Origin of the sequence: Candidatus Pelagibacter sp. (assembly GCF_052049935.1) — a bacterium.
Classification (GTDB): Bacteria; Pseudomonadota; Alphaproteobacteria; order Pelagibacterales; family Pelagibacteraceae; genus Pelagibacter.
In genome coordinates this window covers 1-18,596 of record NZ_JBNGZA010000009.1, presented here as the reverse complement: position 1 = coordinate 18,596, position 18,596 = coordinate 1, and the positions used below count along the sequence as shown (strand labels likewise).

General features: G+C 32.4%; 15 protein-coding genes. 10 read left to right on the top strand and 5 right to left on the bottom strand.

Annotated elements, in window-relative coordinates:
- Nucleotides 1-21 precede the first annotated feature (21 nt).
- From ACTT90_RS05115 to ACTT90_RS05105, 3 genes are all read right to left on the bottom strand, one after another.
- Nucleotides 22-1,347: an NAD(P)/FAD-dependent oxidoreductase gene (locus ACTT90_RS05115; RefSeq protein ID WP_440936958.1), complete on the bottom strand. Its 1,326-nt coding sequence runs from the start codon at nucleotides 1,345-1,347 to the stop codon at nucleotides 22-24.
- A 98-nt stretch (nucleotides 1,348-1,445) separates the two neighbouring features.
- Entirely contained in the window at nucleotides 1,446-1,796 is a 351-nt protein-coding gene (locus ACTT90_RS05110; protein ID WP_440936957.1) for a hypothetical protein, read from the bottom strand.
- Between the two features lie 5 nt (nucleotides 1,797-1,801).
- Nucleotides 1,802-4,138, bottom strand: a complete 2,337-nt coding sequence (locus ACTT90_RS05105; protein WP_440936956.1) for a DUF1989 domain-containing protein — start codon at nucleotides 4,136-4,138, stop codon at nucleotides 1,802-1,804.
- 130 nt (nucleotides 4,139-4,268) lie between these two features.
- Between ACTT90_RS05105 and ACTT90_RS05100 the strand changes: the two genes are divergently transcribed.
- The 6 genes from ACTT90_RS05100 (at nucleotide 4,269) to ACTT90_RS05075 (ending at nucleotide 10,535) form a co-directional block, all read left to right on the top strand.
- The gene (locus tag ACTT90_RS05100) at nucleotides 4,269-5,213 is read left to right on the top strand and encodes an ABC transporter substrate-binding protein (protein WP_440936955.1); all 945 of its coding nucleotides are present in this window, start codon (nucleotides 4,269-4,271) and stop codon (nucleotides 5,211-5,213) included.
- 84 nt (nucleotides 5,214-5,297) lie between these two features.
- Complete coding sequence (locus ACTT90_RS05095; protein ID WP_440936954.1) at nucleotides 5,298-5,675, top strand: hypothetical protein; 378 nt, start codon at nucleotides 5,298-5,300, stop codon at nucleotides 5,673-5,675.
- Nucleotides 5,676-5,678: 3 nt separating this feature from the next.
- Entirely contained in the window at nucleotides 5,679-6,212 is a 534-nt protein-coding gene (locus ACTT90_RS05090; RefSeq protein WP_440936953.1) for a hypothetical protein, read from the top strand.
- A gap of 67 nt (nucleotides 6,213-6,279) precedes the next feature.
- Nucleotides 6,280-7,302 (top strand): quaternary amine ABC transporter ATP-binding protein, encoded by a 1,023-nt coding sequence (locus tag ACTT90_RS05085; RefSeq protein WP_440936952.1) that lies wholly within the window; start codon nucleotides 6,280-6,282, stop codon nucleotides 7,300-7,302.
- A gap of 12 nt (nucleotides 7,303-7,314) precedes the next feature.
- Nucleotides 7,315-9,468, top strand: a complete 2,154-nt coding sequence (locus ACTT90_RS05080) for an ABC transporter permease (protein ID WP_440936951.1) — start codon at nucleotides 7,315-7,317, stop codon at nucleotides 9,466-9,468.
- Between the two features lie 38 nt (nucleotides 9,469-9,506).
- Complete coding sequence (locus ACTT90_RS05075) at nucleotides 9,507-10,535, top strand: 2-dehydropantoate 2-reductase N-terminal domain-containing protein (protein ID WP_440936950.1); 1,029 nt, start codon at nucleotides 9,507-9,509, stop codon at nucleotides 10,533-10,535.
- Between the two features lie 6 nt (nucleotides 10,536-10,541).
- On the opposite strand, the gene ACTT90_RS05070 is transcribed toward ACTT90_RS05075, so the two are convergent.
- On the bottom strand, nucleotides 10,542-11,873 hold the full coding sequence (locus ACTT90_RS05070; RefSeq protein ID WP_440936949.1) for an NAD(P)-binding domain-containing protein: 1,332 nt from the start codon (nucleotides 11,871-11,873) through the stop codon (nucleotides 10,542-10,544).
- Nucleotides 11,874-11,977: 104 nt separating this feature from the next.
- Here ACTT90_RS05070 and ACTT90_RS05065 point away from each other — a divergent pair, with 104 nt between their 5' ends.
- Nucleotides 11,978-12,760 carry a glutamine amidotransferase-related protein gene (locus ACTT90_RS05065; protein WP_440936948.1) on the top strand — a complete coding sequence of 261 codons (783 nt, stop codon included), beginning with the start codon at nucleotides 11,978-11,980 and terminating at the stop codon, nucleotides 12,758-12,760.
- A gap of 2 nt (nucleotides 12,761-12,762) precedes the next feature.
- Here the strand turns inward: ACTT90_RS05065 and ACTT90_RS05060 are convergent, their stop codons facing one another.
- Nucleotides 12,763-14,442, bottom strand: coding sequence for a formate--tetrahydrofolate ligase (locus ACTT90_RS05060; protein WP_440936947.1), 1,680 nt, complete (start codon nucleotides 14,440-14,442; stop codon nucleotides 12,763-12,765).
- A 106-nt stretch (nucleotides 14,443-14,548) separates the two neighbouring features.
- Here ACTT90_RS05060 and ACTT90_RS05055 point away from each other — a divergent pair, with 106 nt between their 5' ends.
- From ACTT90_RS05055 to ACTT90_RS05045, 3 genes are all read left to right on the top strand, one after another.
- Entirely contained in the window at nucleotides 14,549-15,805 is a 1,257-nt protein-coding gene (locus ACTT90_RS05055) for a sarcosine oxidase subunit beta family protein (RefSeq protein ID WP_440936946.1), read from the top strand.
- A complete protein-coding gene (locus ACTT90_RS05050; protein ID WP_440936945.1) occupies nucleotides 15,806-16,075 on the top strand; it encodes a sarcosine oxidase subunit delta in 270 nt (89 codons plus the stop codon). It abuts the gene before it with no gap.
- Nucleotides 16,072-18,596, top strand: a 2,525-nt coding sequence (locus ACTT90_RS05045; protein ID WP_440937732.1) for a 2Fe-2S iron-sulfur cluster-binding protein, incomplete at its 3' end; no start/stop codon positions are given. The genes ACTT90_RS05050 and ACTT90_RS05045, both read left to right, overlap by 4 nt.

The window sequence follows — 18,596 nt, the reverse complement described above, 5'->3', positions numbered from 1 at the left end:
AAAGTCTGTCTACTTGGATAATTAGCTCCAAGGGAACGGACTGTTAGAAGTAGGATGAAGTTCACCCTTCTCGTACCGGTTGAATCTAAACGGTTTTAACAATTCACTTTCTTGTCCTAAAATTTCTTTTGCAACTAGCTCACCAACTCCTAACATTTTATATCCGTGGTTAGCATCAGCAATTAAATATACATTTTCTAAAAATCTATCAAAAATTGGAAAAGAGTCTGGCGTCATACATCCTAGTCCTCCTGAAGGTCCTTTTCTGTATAGATCAGACTTACCTTCAAATCTTTTTTGGCAATGAGCTAATGCAGAGCACCACATATCATTAAATGCTTCAGTAGTTTGGTATTCTGGAGACTCTATTCCATAAGGATCTACATTCACTTGATCAAAATGTTTATCAACTATGTATGGAGAAGTTCCACCTTGAACTCCTAGACCTTCAATATCTGGTTTATAATAAATTCCCCAAATTTTATCTGTTATTAATTTTTTTGTTTTATCTGAATATAAAGGTGCAGTAGAATCTACGTGTATTACCGGAGGCTGTTCACCATTATTCATCTTTAAAAAATCTGGCTCCACACCTATAACACCTTCTTGTAACATCCAATATGTCCACATATCTGTTGTGTGCATTTTACCATCTTTACCTTTAATGTTTGCTGTTTTTGGAAGCTCTAGCATATTCCAAAAATCTCTTGCCCATGGGCCAGCACCAATAACTACTTGCTCACAATCAATAACTCCTTTATCAGTTTCTACCCCTGTAACAGCTTTACTATTACTACCTCTTTTGAAACCATTAACTGTAACACCTTTAATAACTTGTACGCCGTTAGAAGTTGATTTGTTTTCTAAAGCTTTAATTGAGTCTTTGTTAAATGCGTATCCACCTTTTTTCTCATGAAGCACAGATGTAATTCCTTGTGCTTGCCAATCATCGAACATGCCTTTCATATATTTCATGCAATCTTTTTCACCTTCAATAAATTCAGATTCATATCCAATAGCTTTTTGTTGTTCATAAATTGTTGCAACATCCGCATGCATTACTTCTGGTGATATTTGTAAATAACCAACAGCATTGTATTTAAATGCTTTAGGGTCACTCTCCCAAACTTCTACTGAGTGAGCCATTAATTCTCTCATTGCAGGTTGGAAATAGTTATTTCTAACAACTCCACATGCAATTCCGCTAGCACCTGCGGCTGTATCTTTTTTTTCTAGAACAACTATATCGCCAGGGTTTTTATAAGTTTCTGATAATTTCCAAGCAGTACTCAAACCATGAATACCACCACCAATGATAACAACTTTTGCTTTTGAAGGTATAGACATAATTTAAACCTTATTTTTTTGTAAAACAAAAGAATATATTATTTTTTATATATAATTTTTAGAAGTTTTGGATCTGCAACTAATAATTGTTGTTTTTATTAAAAGCTAAGACTCTTTAGAGTTGTTAAATAACTATTGAATTCCTCAATAAATCCTTGGGTAGGTATCACATATTTCTTTCGATGATCTTTCCCTTTTTTTTCTAAATTAAAGAAATTCTTCTCACAAGCTTCTTTAATCATCAGAGCCGATTTAGGCCTAGAAGTTTTAAAAAGTCTTGTTTTAAGTTCTTCAACTGAGAGATTCTCTCTCTTCTTATATGAATGCATTACAATTAACATCATATGATAATGAGAAGGTGATTTTCTGAAAAAATAATTGCTAGATGTATGTGAAAGTTTCATTTGTTCTTCCCAAAACTCCAGAAGATCTTTTGATGTCTTTGGCATTTATTTTACGCTCTTACTCTTGTTTTGTCTGGATCATAAAAAGGAAACCTAACCACTTTAGCTGAAATTCTTTTTTGATGACCATCAATTTTTCCTATTTCTACTTCAGTTCCAATTTCTGAGTACTGGGCATCGATTCTACACAAAGCTACATTTTTATTTAAAATGGTTGATAGACATCCGCTAGTAACAATTCCCACTTGTGATCTGCCAATGTGAACACAATCACCATGTCCAGCAGGTTCTTTTCCAATTAATTCTAAACCAACAAGTTTTTTTTGAGGGTTTTCTTTTCTTTTCTTTAATTCCTCTTTTCCAATAAAATCATCTTCTTTTGTTTTTAATGGAACAGCAAATCCTATACCGGCTTCAAATGGATCTTGTTGACCATCAAATTCAGCACCAAATAAAATTAATCCTGCTTCAATTCTAAGTTTATCTAAAGCAGCAAAGCCTGCAGGAATAATTCCATGTTCTTTTCCAGCCTCCATCAGTTTATCCCAAACTTCAGGAGCATGTTTTGGATGACACCATACTTCATAACCTAGTTCACCTGTGTAACCAGTTCTTGAAACTATTAAAGGAATTCCTTGTAATTCTTCAATTCTACATATTGTAAATCTAAACCAACCAAGCTCATCTATAGATGGTTGAGTAGGTGGAGTAAAAATTATTTTTTTTAAAATTTCTCTACTCATTGGTCCTTGCACAGAAACATTACTAATCTGATCTGTAGAATTTTTAATTATAACTTTGTAGTTTTTCTTTTTGGCCACTTCTTTTAACCATTCACCTGCATACTCATCTCCACAAATCCATCTAAAACCAGTTTCACTTAATCTTAATAATGTTCCATCATCAAACATCATTCCATTTTCGTAGCACATTGCAGAATAAACAATTTGTCCAACAGATAATTTTTTAATATTTCTAGTTAGTGTGTAGTTGCATAATTCTTCGGCATCAGGTCCTATGATTTCAAATTTTCTTAAAGATGATAAATCAATTAACACAGCTTTTTCTCTACAAGCATTATATTCGTTAACTAGACCATGTTTTGTATAATCATTAGGTAACCAAAAACCTCTAGCATCAACAAAGTTTCTTGTTAGTTTTGATGTTCTTTCATAGAAGCCAGAATTTTTTGTAAGTTTTTTTTCAGAGTCTGTTTTCATTCTAAATGCAAAAGATTTACTAAATTCTTTTTTTTTATCGTAAGTTCTAACAAAAATATCTGTAGGATTCCATGAATTACATGCATCGATATCACTTGGACATGCCGTAGTACCAATTGTTAAATCTTTTAAGGCTCTAAACATCACATAATCACCAGGCCTTGAATAAGACTCATCTGATACAACAGAATTTAATCCAGCAGCCGATGTATTAAAAAATAAATTTATTGCATGCCATCCTTTTTGTTTTTGAACACCATATTTTGACATGGACTCTGTTAAATTATCTGAACAATTAGGATGTCCAAAGTAACCTGCATCTTCATAATATTTTGAAGTACATGCTAAGTTGAAAGTATCATGTTTTCCAACAGTATCTCTTATAACCTCTACTAATGGTTCATGATCTGTATCATAAAATTTCGAAAATAATCCTGGGCCTGGAAATGTGTTTCCCATAAAGGTTCTTGTTGTTTGCCAATCTAAACCTTTTTCAATTCCTTTATTTAATTTTCTTGTATCAAAAGCTACAAAGTCAGAACATTGTCTTCCCGTTGGACTAATTACCTGAATATAATCACCTTCTTTAACCTCATAAGCAATTGAAGTTTCTTTATCTATATTTTGTTCATACAAAGGTTCAAAAATTGGATCTGGAATTATATTCAGTTCTTTATCATTTATAATTTTTGCTCTTTTGATAAAAATAGTTAATTCACTTGGAGGATTTTGGTTTGTAACCAACATATGTTCACTTGGAGCAGAGAAAATTGCATAACATTTATCTTTTGACTTTAATTTAATTTTTTCACCTGGTGGAGTATCTTTATCAAAAACCATAGATGATTTTGATTGAGTGATGTTTAGATTTCTTTTTTTTAATTGATAATTTGTTGCAAGAATAGTTTCATCTTTTCCATTTAAAATATCTCTTATGAAATTTTTATCTGAATTTTCTTTAAGATTAAGAATACCTACTTCTGACTTACCGTCTTTATTAAAACAAATTATTTCACAAATTTGATTTCCTTCATCATTAATAATTTCTATTTCGTCATCAGGAAATAATTGAAAAGCAGTTAAACCACCTCCGTTTACAACATGTCTTTCAACTCCAGGTTGCAGGACATTTAGACCTGGTTCTTTAATATCTAGAGTGGTTTTCATAAAAAGCTTATATTTTAATAAATATAATAACTTATCTATATTTTTTATATATATAAAAAATTATTAATGTTGAGCCCCTAATAAATTTATAGTTAAATTAATTTATTAAGGAATAAGGAAAGGGAAAAAAATGAAAAAGTTAATGTCTATTCTATCGGCATTAGTTATTTCTCTAGTAAGTTTTACTGGGGTTTCTAACGCAGCAGATAGTAAAAAACCTATAGTTATCCCAACTCACAACTGGTCTTCACAAGTAGTAATGGCTTATGTGATCGGTGGTATTTTTGAGTCTATGGGAAACAACGTAAAATATGTACCAGCAGATTCTCAAGCTGTTTACGAGTCAATTAGAATTGGCGATGTAACAATCTCACATGAGGTATGGGAGTCAGCTTTTGGTAAATCATTCACAACAGCTTTAGACAAAGGTGGTATCCTTGACTGGGGTGATCATGAAGCAAGAACTCTTGAAGATATGGGTTATCCAAACTGGGTTGCAGAGAAAGGTCTATGCCCAGGTCTTCCAGACTGGACTGCTTTAAAAAATCCTGACTGTGCAAAAAACTTTGTAACACCTGACTCTGGTGGTAAAGGCAGAATGTTAGAAGGTCCACAATCTTGGCACGGTGACTTAATCCCTCAAAGAGTTGAAGCTCTTGGATTAGGTGATTTATGGACTGTTAAATTTGCTGGTGGTGCAGATGCATTATGGGCAGAATTAGCAGCAGCAGAAAAAGAAGGTAGAGGAACTATAATCTTTAACTGGACACCAAACTTTACTGATGGTGCTGGTTTTACATTTATCGACTTCCCTCCATACACAGCTGGTTGCAGACCAGAAGATGGTGGTGATGGAAAATGTGGTTCTCCTGATGGTTACTTGAAGAAAGCTGTTAACGCAGATTTCCCAAAAACTCATCCAGCAGCAGCTGCAGCATTTAAGAAAATGTCTTTCTCAACAAGTCACATTGGTGCAATGGCATCGTTAGTTGATATCGACAAACTTTCACATGAAGATGCTGCTAAAAAATGGTTAGCTGATAATGAGAGTGTTTGGAAGCCATTTACCAAATAAAGGTAAATCAAAATAAACTTTTAAATCTCTCCCAACTTAGTTGGGGGAATTTTTTTTTTAATTATTTTTATGTAAGATAATGAAATGAAAAATTTATTTTTAACTTTAATTTTTACTTTATTAATTTCAACGTCGGTTTTGGCAAGAAGCACCGGCTGTAAAGAAGGAAATTGTGAAAATGGTTATGGTAAATGGATTTATACAGATAAGACTACTTATGAAGGTGAGTGGGTAGCAACAAAAAAACATGGCCAAGGAACAGAGACATGGCCGAATGGTTATATCTATAAAGGTGAATTTAAAAATAGCGTTTGGAGTGGCCTAGGTATTTTAACGTTTCCTGATGGATCAAAATATGAAGGTAATTGGGAAAATGGATTTATGAACGGAGAAGGTAAATTTACTTTACCTGATGGCACAGAGACAGTTGGAGTTTGGAAAAATGGAGAATTACAAAAATAAATTATGATTGAAAAATTTAAAATTCTCTCTGACCAAATAAAACAATTTATTGGTCTCGTGACAGTAACAGTTGCAGTAATTTTATTTTTTACAATTTTAAATAATATTTTTGGTGGCGGTGATGAACTAATTGCAAAAATGAAAGCGGAAGAGGAAAGAATTGCCCAAGAGAGAAAATTAAATGAAGTTATCTCAAAACTTCCATCAGGAGTTTTAGTTGCATTTGATGGAACAGATAAACATAGATTAACCGATGAAATTTATGAGTCAGTCTGTAAAATAACAAAGCTTATTCCACAACGTGCTGTAATGGGTGCGAATTTAATAAATCATAAAGCTTTTCAGATATATACGAACAATGGAAATTTAATCAAAGAAACATTTGTAAAATGGGAAGATAACAAATGTTTTGCAGGTTTTACTCTTGAGGGTCCTTTAGATGATGGAACAATTGAAACAATTACGGTAAGTGGAGAAGCATTAAGTTTTTTAAGCACAGGAATTGATACAAGAGTTTATTATATTAAAAATTTTTAAGAGAGGAGTAGTGAAAGTTTATACAGTTTATTTTATACCATTTTTTGTATAAGCTATTTAAACAATCATGACTGAGTCAGTTATCAAATGTGAAGGTGTTTACAAAATTTTTGGAAATAATGCCAAACAAATGCTTGAACAAGCCAATGGTAATGTTGATGCAAAAACCTTTCAAGAAAATGGATGTATAGTAGGAGTTAATAACGCTTCTTTTGAAGTAGTAAAAGGAGAGATGTTGGTTGTTATGGGTCTTTCAGGATCTGGAAAGTCTACTTTACTAAGATGTATTTCAAGATTAACAGATGCCACTTCTGGAAAAATTTTTATAGAAGGTCAAGATTTACTGTCTTTAAAAGAAAAAGAATTAATTGATCTTAGAAGAAATAAAATGGGAATGGTTTTTCAAAGCTTTGCGTTATTGCCCCACAAAACAGTTATTGAGAACATAGCTTTTCCACTTCAAATTAAAGGTATTAATACGCAAGATAGCATTAATAAGGCTTTAGATATGGTAAAATTGGTAGGCTTAGAAGGTAGAGAAAATTATTTTCCAAGAGAACTTTCCGGAGGTCAACAACAAAGAGTTGGGATAGCAAGATCGTTAGCGGTAGAGCCTGATATATGGTTTTTAGATGAACCTTTTTCAGCTTTAGATCCACTGATAAGAAAAGAAATGCAGGACGAGTTTTTAAGACTTCAAGAAAAATTACAAAAAACAATTATGTTTATTACTCATGATTTTGATGAAGCATTAAAATTAGCTGATCGTATTGCAATTATGAAAGATGGTATAATTGAACAATTAGATACACCAGCTAACATAGTTTTAAATCCTGCAACCGAATATGTAAGAAAATTTACCGAGGAAGTTCCAAGAGAAAAAGTTTTAAAAATTGAGGATGTTATGGATAAGAAAAACACCGATAATTTAGGTGATCTTAAGGTCTCAAAAGATGAAATTATAGAAGATGTTGCAGAAAAAATCTTAACACAAGAAGATATTGTAGGAGTAACAGACCAAAATAATAAGATAATTGGTTCAATTAAACCCTCAAAAATAATTGATACAGTTTTTGGAGGAAAAAAATAACCTTTAGAGTTTATGGAACTATTTAAAAAACATCCAAAAACTTTTCAGTGGTTGTTTTTATTATTAGTATTTTTCGGCCTTTGTTTTGCAATTGAAGTACCAGAAACTTATAAGTTTATCAGAGGTCAAGCCGAATTTGTTAAAGACCCTAACCAGAGCGTATATTTTTTCTTAGGTAAAGAAGTAAGGTACTACGCATTTGATAACTTTTGGAGATTACCTCCACTGCTTGGCTGGTTACCAATTTGGATAAATGACGGATTATTTTTTCTTCTTGAAGAATGGATGCCAATGGAGTTTTGGAATGAAGATACGCAAGAATATAAAACTCGACCTTTAATTCTTCAAATTACAAGAAACATTACTGCATTTATGACTTTCTTAATTGAATTATTTAGAGAATTATTATTAGGAGGGGTCGAAACAATTGTTTCTTTTACTAGCTGGGATTGGATTGATGCAAACCCATGGGCTGAGTTACCAGGTTTGCCATGGACTATCGTTGCAGCTGGAGTAACAATATTATGCTATAAATTAAGTGGGAAAGGTCTTGCAATCTTTGCTGCTTTCACAATGATCTATATATCAATCTTTGGTCAGTGGAAACCGTCAATGCAAACTTTATCTTTTATTCTAGTTGCAGTGCCCTTGTCATTTATTTTTGGGATAACATTAGGAATAATGGCTTTTAAAAGTAAAAGAGTTGAAAAAGCACTTTATCCAATTCTTTTAGTAATGCAGACGATGCCTCAGTATGCAGTCTTAGTTCCTGCAATGGTATTATTTGGAATTGGTGACCATGCAGCGGTTATAATTACAATGGTAGTTGCAATACCACCAATGATACTTCTAACATTATTAGGATTAAGAGCAGTACCGCCAGAAGTTATCGAAGCAGGTAAGATGAGTGGCTGTACTAATTTTCAATTAATGACGAAAGTTTTAATCCCAACAGCGAGACGAGATATTTTAATTGGTGTTAACCAAGTAATAATGGTTTGTTTTTCAATGGCAGTAATTGCTGCTTTTATTGGAGCAAAAGGTTTAGGATGGAATTTACTTTTAGCACTTAACCAATTGAATATTGGTTTAGCTTTAGAAGCAGGCTTATGTATTAGTCTAATTGCAATTCTTTTAGACAAAATGTCTTTAGCATGGGCAAACAAGCAAGAAGATTATTTTGGTAACTTAACTTTTTATCAAAAGTATAAAAATTCTTTATTCTTTGGAGCAGCTGTAATTATCGGAGCAATCCTTGCATATTCAGGGACATTAATCTTCAAAGATACTTTTAATTATCTATATGAAATTCCTCACAATAAAGGAATTTCAACAGCTGCATTTTGGAACAAAGGTGTAGATTGGATTTTTGAAACTTTTTTTGTTTATATAAAAGCTTTTAATACTTGGCTTATAACAGAGGTTTTACAGCCTATGAGAGCACTATTTTTAAGAATGCCAGCAGTAGCAACTTTAGTTTTAGTTGTAGGCGCAGGTTATATTATTGGTGGAGTAAGATCCGCAATGGTAGTTGGTGGTTTAACATTATTTATAGCTTTTAGTCCTTGGTGGGATAGAGCATTAGTCACCACTTATATGGCTACTTTTGGTGTGGCTTTATCAATGATTATAGGTCTAATTGTTGGAACTATTTGTGTTCAAAACAAACATTCCACAAATTTTATGCTAGGAGTTTGTGATATTTTTCAAACATTCCCATCTTTTGTTTATTTAATTCCAGTAATGATGTTATTCGGAATAACTGACACATCGGTTTTAATTGCAGTTATAGTTTATGCAACGATACCCGCAACAAGATATACAATTGAAGGATTAAGAGGTGTTTCACCTGCTTTACATGATGCAGCAACAATGTCTGGTGTAACTAAATTTCAAAGATTAACAAAAATTGAATTTCCATTAGCTTTCCCTCACATTATGTTAGGTTTAAATCAAACAATTGTATTTGCTTTATTTATGGTAATTATCGGAGCATTTATTGGAACAGAAGATTTAGGTCAATATATTTTAAAAGCTTTATCTGACAAACAAGGTGGTGGAAAAGGCTTAACCCTTGGTATTTGTGTGGCATTCATAGGGTTAATTTTTGATAACCTAATTAGAACATGGGTTGATCAAAGAAAAAAACATCTTGGAATAGATTAACAAATTATTGTAATCTCAAATTATATTAAAATTCACTTATGAAAAAAATCTTAGTTATAGGCGCAGGTGCAATGGGATCAGCTTTTTGTGTTCCATCATTGGAAAATAAAAATGATGTCACACTAATTGGAACTCATTTAGAAAACCAACTTATTGAGGAATTAAAAAAAAAAGATAATTTTCATCCAATATTACAAACTAGGCTTCCCAAAGAATTAAAGATTAAAGAATTTAGTGAAATGAATGAAGTTTTAAATAATAAACCTGATATTATTGTAGTAGGGGTAAGCTCTTTAGGAATTGATTGGTTTATTGAACAAATTTCTAAAAATTTTCATGATAACCAAAAAATTGTTTTGTTAACTAAAGGATTATCAATTTTTGAAAATAAATTAATTACCATTTCAGAAAAAATTAAGATTTTATTGGATCGCAAAAATTTTAAAAACATTAATATCTCTGCTGTAAAAGGACCTTGTTTAGCAGTTGGAATTGCAAATAAAATTAGAACAGGGGTTGTTATAGCCAATCCTAAAATTGAAGAAGCAGAAGAATTATCAAAAGTTTTTTCAACAGATTATTACAAAGCAGAAATTTCAGATGATTTAAATGGGGTAGAGTTGTCTGGAGCAATTAAAAATATTTATTCAATGTTAATAGGTGCTTCTGAAGGTTTAAGTGCGCCTAACGCTCCAGAGGAAATTAAATCAAAATATTATTTAAATACAGCCTCATCCTTGGTTCATAGATCAATTTCAGAAATGGTTAGCTTTGTTTCACATTATGGTGGCAAGTCTGACACTGTTTATGGTCTTGCTGGGTTAGGAGATTTATATGTAAGCGCCTTAGGTGGCAGGAATAGTAAAATGGGCAAATATTTGGGACAAGGTTTTTTATATAAAGATATTATTAATGATCAGATGAAAGGTGTTACAGTCGAGGGAGCCGAACTTGCATTAGAATTAGGAAATGAATTAAGAAATGAACTAAGCGGAAAAAAATTTCCGCTTATGTTCAATATAATTGATGCTATTTGCAATAATCAAAAACTTAAAATTAATTGGTAATAAGCTTTAATTATCTAAAAAAGTTTTCATAGAGTCATCCATAGCCTTCTCCCATGACGTATGATGAACTGGCGCTACAGATCCTGTGACAGGTGAAGAGAAAGACTTATTTCTGTAAGTCATAATATCTTCTACTTTATGATGTTCCCATTCTTTGAAATGTGTTCTGATTAATTCAAAATCAATTTTTGGATAGTCAGACATTTCGTGCAACTCTTTTGTATATTCTGTTTGAAAGTCAATCATTTGATCAGGGTTTTCTAGTTTTTCCTCCATAGCAACCCATTTATTAATGTCTGCATCTATCTCTTTTGCATCAGGCATTTTAATTTTACCCATGATGACATCTCTTGCAAACCACGCTTGGCAATCAAACATATTGAATGTGTGAAATTGATCTTGCATTCCAAGATAAATCATCTTGTGATTATCTTGCCAAACAACACCTTTGTATAATTTTGGTGGGTATAATCTATTGTGAGTTTTTAGTTTTAAACTTTCATCTATAAAAGGAAAATGATGCAGATAACCTGTACACAATATTATTGCGTCAGCATTTTGCTCTGTACCATCTTTAAAGATAGCTTTTTTACCTTCTAGTCTATCTAAATAATGAACTTCTTTCATGCCTTTTGGCCATTTGAAACCCATTGGATTATGTCTATAACCAATAGTTACACTTTTAGCTCCGTATTTATTACATTGCAAAGCAACATCTTCAGCGGAATAACTACTCCCAAGAACAATCACATCTTTTCCTCTAAATTCCTCAGCATCTCTAAAATCATGAGAGTGCATTATTCTTCCTGGAAAAGAACTCATCCCCTCATACTCTGGAATAAATGGCACTGAGAAATGTCCTGAAGAAACCACCACATAATCAAAAGTATCTTTTGACATTTCATTGTTTACTTTATCTTGATAGCTAACTTCAAATTTATCACCTTTACTTTCAATGTTTGCTACTCTTGTGCTAAATTTTATTTTGCTTTTTGAATTACCTTTTTTGACCCTTCCAATAATGTAGTCATAAAGAACTTCTCTTGGCGGGAAAGATGGTATGGGACGACCAAAATGTTCATCAAAAGAATAGTCAGCAAATTCTAAACATTCTTTAGGACCATTAGACCATAAATATCTGTACATACTATTTGGAACTGGATCACCATATTGGTCAGAACCCGTTCTCCAACTGTAATTCCATAGTCCACCCCAGTCCTCTTGTTTTTCAAAACAAACAACTTCAGGAACTTTTTCACCTTTTTTTTCAGCCTGTTCAATGGCTCTTAAAAATGACAATCCACATGGACCAGCACCTATTAATGCGACTTTAGACATAATTTCTCTCTCCCTTTTCTTTTTTATATAATTATCTTACACAAAGTTTAGTGATACTATCAACAAATTATTAAACCAAAGGTGCGACCAAGAATCATAAATTAATGAAAAAAATTCTTATAGTTGAAGGCAATCTTAGAGAGGAAAATGAGAGCTTTTCTAAAGTAGGAATTCAAACTCATACGCAGAGTTTAAAAGATAGTTTAGCGTATTATACGAATGATTTAGAGTTTGATGTTGTTAACCCATCATCAGATGAAAATATCCAACCTATTATTGAAAAACTTTCTACCTATAATGGTTTAATATGGGGAGGGAGTAGTTTAAATATTTATAACGATACACCAGAGATAAGAAGACAAATCGAATTTATGCGCGAATGTCAGAAAAATGTTAAAAAAATTTTAGCTATTTGTTGGGGCTTGCAAGTTGCCGTTACTGCTGCTGGAGGTCAGGTTAAAAAAGCAAACGACTCAAACATTGGGATAGCAAACAAAGTAACAATTAATGAAAAAGGTTTGGCACATCCTTTATACAAAGGTAAAGATAAAATTTTTAATACTCCAGCATTTAATTTTGATGAAGTAGTAAAAATACCTGAAAATGGAATATGTTTAGCATCAAATAAAATAAATAATGTTCAAAGTTTATACTTTGAGATTAACGATACAAAAATTTGGGGTTTACAATATCATCCTGAAATTACTTATGAAAAAATGATAAGTTTAATTGAATTTAGAAAAGATAAACTTGTTGAGACACGAAAAGTATTTAATTCTTTAGATGAAATAGATAATCATATTAATTTTATCAAAAACGAAATATCAGTTTCAAACAGAGACAAAACAATGATTGAATTAAGAAACTGGTTAAATTTTATTAATTGAGGTTAAAATAAACCTTCAATTTGACCTTTGTCATTTAATTTGATTGCATCAGCTGCTGGGACTCTTGGTAGACCAGGCATAGTCATGATAGCACCACAAATTACAACAATAAATTCTGCTCCAGAAGATAACCTTACTTCTCTAATTGGCAAAACATGTCCAGAGGGAGCACCTTTTAAGTTTGGATCAGTAGAGAAACTATATTGTGTCTTCGCAACACATATTGGAAGATTACCATATCCTTGTTCTTCGAATGATTTAAGTTGATCCCTAATTTTTGTGTCAGCTGTTACCTCACTCGCTCTATAAATTTCTTTTGCAACTGTCTCTACTTTTTTAAATAAAGGAGTTTTATCTTCATAAAGAAATTTAAAGTTAGCTTCGTTTTTATCAATTAGCTCTACAACGTGTGAAGCAAGTTCTTTTGTTCCCTCACCACCATTTGCCCAGTGAGTACATAGTTTTGCTTCAACTCCCATTTTTTTACAAGAGTCTAAAAGTGCATTTACTTCGTTTTCTGTATCAGCAATAAAATGATTAACAGCAACAGCTACTGGTAAACCAAATTTTTTAACATTTTCTACATGTCTTTCTAAGTTTACTAACCCTTTTTTGAGTGCATCAACATTTTCATTTTTCAATTCATCTTTTGATAAACCACCGTGCATTTTTAGAGCTCTAACTGTTGCAACAATAACTACACAACTTGGTTTTAATCCTGATTTTCTACATTTGATATCTAAGAATTTTTCAGCACCTAAATCAGCTCCAAATCCAGCTTCTGTAACAACGTAATCAGCTAACTTTAATCCAGCTTTTGTTGCGATTACAGAATTACAACCATGAGCAATGTTTGCAAATGGCCCACCATGAATGATTGCAGGGTTGTTTTCTAATGTTTGTGTAACGTTAGGTCTGATTGCATCTTTTAACAGAACTGTCATTGCACCTTGAGCGTTTAAATCTTTTGCGAAAATTGGTTTTTTTTCTCTAGTATAACCAATTGTAATATTTCCTATTCTATTTTCTAAATCTTCCAAATCATTTGCTAAGCAGAAGATTGCCATAATTTCCGAAGCAACTGTGATATCAAAACCATCTTCTCTGGGAAAACCATTAGCAACACCACCTAGATTAATATTGATGGATCTTAAAGCTCTATCGTTCATATCCATTACTCTTTTCCAAGTAACTCTTCTTACATCTATATTTAATTTGTTACCCCAATAAATATGATTGTCGATTAAAGCAGATAAAAGATTATGAGCTGATGTAATTGCGTGAAAGTCACCTGTAAAATGTAAATTAATTTGTTCCATCGGAACAACTTGTGCATAACCGCCACCAGCCGCTCCACCTTTCATTCCAAATGAAGGACCTAAGCTTGGTTCTCTTAAACACACTATAGATTTTTTTCCTATTTTGTTTAATCCATCGTTTAATCCTACAGATGTGGTTGTTTTACCTTCTCCAGCTGGAGTAGGAGTTATTGCTGTAACTAGAATTAATTTTCCGTCTTTATTGCTTTTTAATTTATCAAGATACTCAAGATTTATTTTTGCAATATGTCTGCCCATTGGGCTAAAGGCTTCAGGCTCATCAGGTACATTAATTTTATCAAGGATCTCCTTGATAGGTTGCATTTTTGCTTCTCTTGCTATTTCTATATCTGACTTTGGCATAAAATAATCACGACGTTTTATTCAATTTCATTTTGTTTTAAACTTCTAAAAAATATATATAAAAAATAATAAGAAAAGTTTAGATATTTTTCGCTAAAATCATCTTATGCAAAAATATTCAATTTTTAGTCTAGTCAAAAATGCTTTCTCTAATCATCAAAACTGGGATTTAGCTTGGAAAGATCCTGAACCAAAAGAAGAATACGATGTAGTAATAATCGGTGGTGGAGGTCATGGTTTAGCTACAGCATATTACCTAGCTAAAGAACATAACATTACAAAAGTTGCGATAATTGAGAAAGGTTGGATTGGTGGAGGAAATATTGGCCGAAACACAACCATTATCAGATCAAATTTTATGTACGATGCTAATGCGAGATTTAATGAATTTGGAATGGATTTATGGAGGAATATGAGTCAGGAATTAAATTTTAACGTAATGTTTTCTCCAAGAGGAATAGTTAATTTAGCCCACTCTGATGCACAAATGAATGCTTATGCAAGAAGAGGTAATTCAATGAAATTGAACGGAATTGATGCTGAATTACTAAATAGAGAGCAAATAAAAAAAATGATACCTATGGCTGATTTTTCAGACGATGTTAGATATCCAATTTTTGGAGGTCTTGCGCAACCAAGTGCAGGAACTGCAAGACATGATGCGGTAGCTTGGGGATATGCAAGACAAGCTGACTCAATGGGAGTTGATATAATTCAAAATTGTGAAGTAACAGGGTTTGATGTAGCCAATGGTAAAATCAAGGGTGTTAGAACTAGTAGAGGAAATATTAAAACAAAAAAAATTGGTCTATGTGTTGCAGGAAGTTCAAACGTTTTAGCTGAACAACTTAATATGACGTTACCTATTGAAACACATTTATTACAAGCATGCGTATCAGAGCCAGTCAAACCTATTTTAGACGGAGTAGTAACTTTTGGTGCAGGCCACTTTTATATAAGTCAATCAGACAAAGGTGAAATGGTAATGGGTGGTGATTTAGATGGTTACAATAGTTATGCTCAAAAAGGAAATTTACCAACAATCCAACATGTTTTAACTGGAGGTATAGCCCTGTTTCCTTTTTTAAGTAGACTTAAAATGCTTAGAACATGGGGTGGTATCATGGATATGTCTATGGATGGTTCTCCAATTATTGACAAAACTCATATAGATGGTTTGTATTTAAATTGTGGTTGGTGCTATGGTGGTTTCAAATCTGTTCCAGCGTCTGGTTGGACGTTTGCACACACAATCGCTCAAGATAGAATACACGAATTAAATTCTGAATTAAGTCTAAGTAGATTTGATAAAGGTTATTTGTTAGACGAAAAAGGTCTTGGAACAAAAACTTGGATTTCATAAATGTTAAATATTAAATGTCCATATTGCGGAATGAGAGGCCATAAAGAATTTGCTTACGGTGGAGATGGAACCATAAAAAGACCTGAGTTAAATCAAGACGTATCAGATGAGAAGTGGAATGAGTTTGTTTATTTGAGAAAAAGTCCAAGAGGCAAACATATTGAGCTATGGCATCATATAGCAGGATGTAGACAATGGTTTAAAGTTCATAGAGATACAGTTACCCATGAAATTTTTCAAACTGCAAAAATGAATGAAGAAATAAAATGAGTCAATCACACCGTTTAACTAATGAAGGTTTAATTAATAGAAATAAAGAAATAACTTTTTCTTTTAATGGAAAAGAATATGTTGGTTACGAAGGGGATACTTTAGCTTCAGCATTATTAGCAAATGGTGTTCATTTAGTTGGAAGAAGTTTTAAATATCATAGACCAAGAGGTTTTTTTGGTGCCGGTGTTGATGAACCGAATGCGAAATTACAAATTCAATTGAATGGTCATTCAGAACCAAATGTTAATGCAACAGAAATTGAACTAGTAGATGGTATAGAAGCTTCAAGTCAAAACTGCTGGCCATCAGTCGAATTTGATGTAGGAGCAATAAATAACTTTTTAAATAAATTTTTTCCAGCTGGATTTTATTACAAAACATTTATGTGGCCAAAAAGCTTTTGGTACAAAATATATGAACCTTTTATAAGAAAAGCAGCAGGTCTAGGTGTTGCATCAATAGAAAAAGATAAAGAAAGAAACGAACATAAATATGAATATTGTGATTTGTTAGTTACAGGATCAGGTCCAGCTGGATTATCAAGTGCATATGCTGCAGCAAAAAATGGTGCAAAAGTAATTTTAGCAGAAGACAAACCAAGATTTGGTGGATCACTTTTAACAGATGATGTTACAATTGATAATTTATCTGGAAAGGCATGGACTGATAAAATTATCACTGAGTTAAAAGAAATGCCAAATGTGATTGTGAAAAATAGATCTCAAGTTTTTGGATACTATGATCACAATATGATGGTGATGTTTGAAAGAACAGGTGATCATTTAAAAGAAAAACCTAAATATACCCCAAGACAAAGACTATGGTACATAAGAGCAAAAGAAGTTTTGTTATCAACAGGTTCGATTGAAAGACCTATAGTTTTTGGAAACAATGATACACCAGGAGTGTTTTTATCTGCAGCAGCTAAGGAATACATAAAAGTTTACGGTGTTTTAGTTGGAAAGAAACCTTTAATATTTACTAATAATGATAGTGCTTATGAAACTGCTTTGGAATTTAAAAAACAAGGTGTTGAGTCAATTATTTTAGATACAAGAGAAGAGCAATCATCTGAATTAATAGATGCAGCAAAAAATCAAAACATAAACATTAAATTTTCTCACGCAGTAATAGCTGCTAATGGATATAAGAAAGTAAAATCAGCTCAAATTGGTAAACTCAATAAAGATAAAACTGGATTTGAGTCGTCTGAAATAATTGAATGTGATTGTATTTGTGTTTCTGGTTTTTGGACACCAACAGTGCACTTAGCTTCACAATCAGGAAACAAACTTAAATTTAATGATCAGATAGATGCTTTTGTCCCAGATAAATCAAAACAAAACGAAACATCTATTGGTGCATCAAAAGGTACTTTCGCTTTACAGAAAACTTTAGATGAAGGATTTAAAACTGGATTTGAAGTCTCAAAAAATTTAACAAATAATGATGTGTCAATTCCTACCCCAAACTCAAATGAACCTAAAAAAAATGTTCATGATAAATTTTGGTGTTCACCTTTACCAGAAGGAAAAAATTATAAAAGATTTGTAGATTTTCAAAACGATGTTGCAGTGTCTGATATTGAAGTGGCTTTAAGAGAAGGTTACAGATCAATTGAACATGTTAAAAGATATACAACATTAGGAATGGCAACAGATCAAGGTCGAACAAGTAATTTAAATGGTCTTCAATTAGTTGCAAATGTTGAGAAAAAAATTGTTCCACAGGTTGGACATACAACTTTTAGACCACCATTTACTCCCATTACTATTGGTACAATTGTTGGAAGAGAAGTTGATATGGAATACATGCCAACAAGAAAAACTCCAATGCACTCATGGCACGAAGAAAACAACGCTGTGTTTGTTGATGCAGGAGCTTGGAAAAGACCTAGGTATTATAATCAAGGAAACGAAACTTTATTTGAAGCATCTAAAAGAGAAGCGAAAAATGTTAGAGATCATGTTGGTATTTGCGATGTAACAACACTTGGAAAAATAGACATTAAAGGACCAGATGCTGCAGAATTTTTAAACAGAGTTTACACTAATGCATGGTTAAAATTACCAATTGGTAAAGCTAGATATGGGGTAATGTTAAGAGAAGACGGAATTGTAATGGATGATGGAACAACAACAAGAATTTCAGAAAACCACTATCATATGACAACGACAACTGCTCAAGCAGCTAATGTCTTATCTCACTTAGAATATTACTTACAAGTTGTTTGGCCAGAATTGAATGTAAATGTAATTTCAACAACTGAACAATGGGCTGGGGCAGCATTAGCTGGACCAAAGTCAAGAGATGTATTATCAAAATTATTTCCAGATCTAGATGTAAGTAATGAAGCTTTACCTTTTATGGGTTACACAGAAGGAGATTTATTCGGAGTTAATGCAAAGATTTTTAGAATTTCTTTCTCGGGTGAATTAGCTTATGAAATAAATGTTGCTTCTGATCATGGTCTTTTTATGTGGGAAAAAATGATGGAGGTCGGAAAAGAATTCAATAT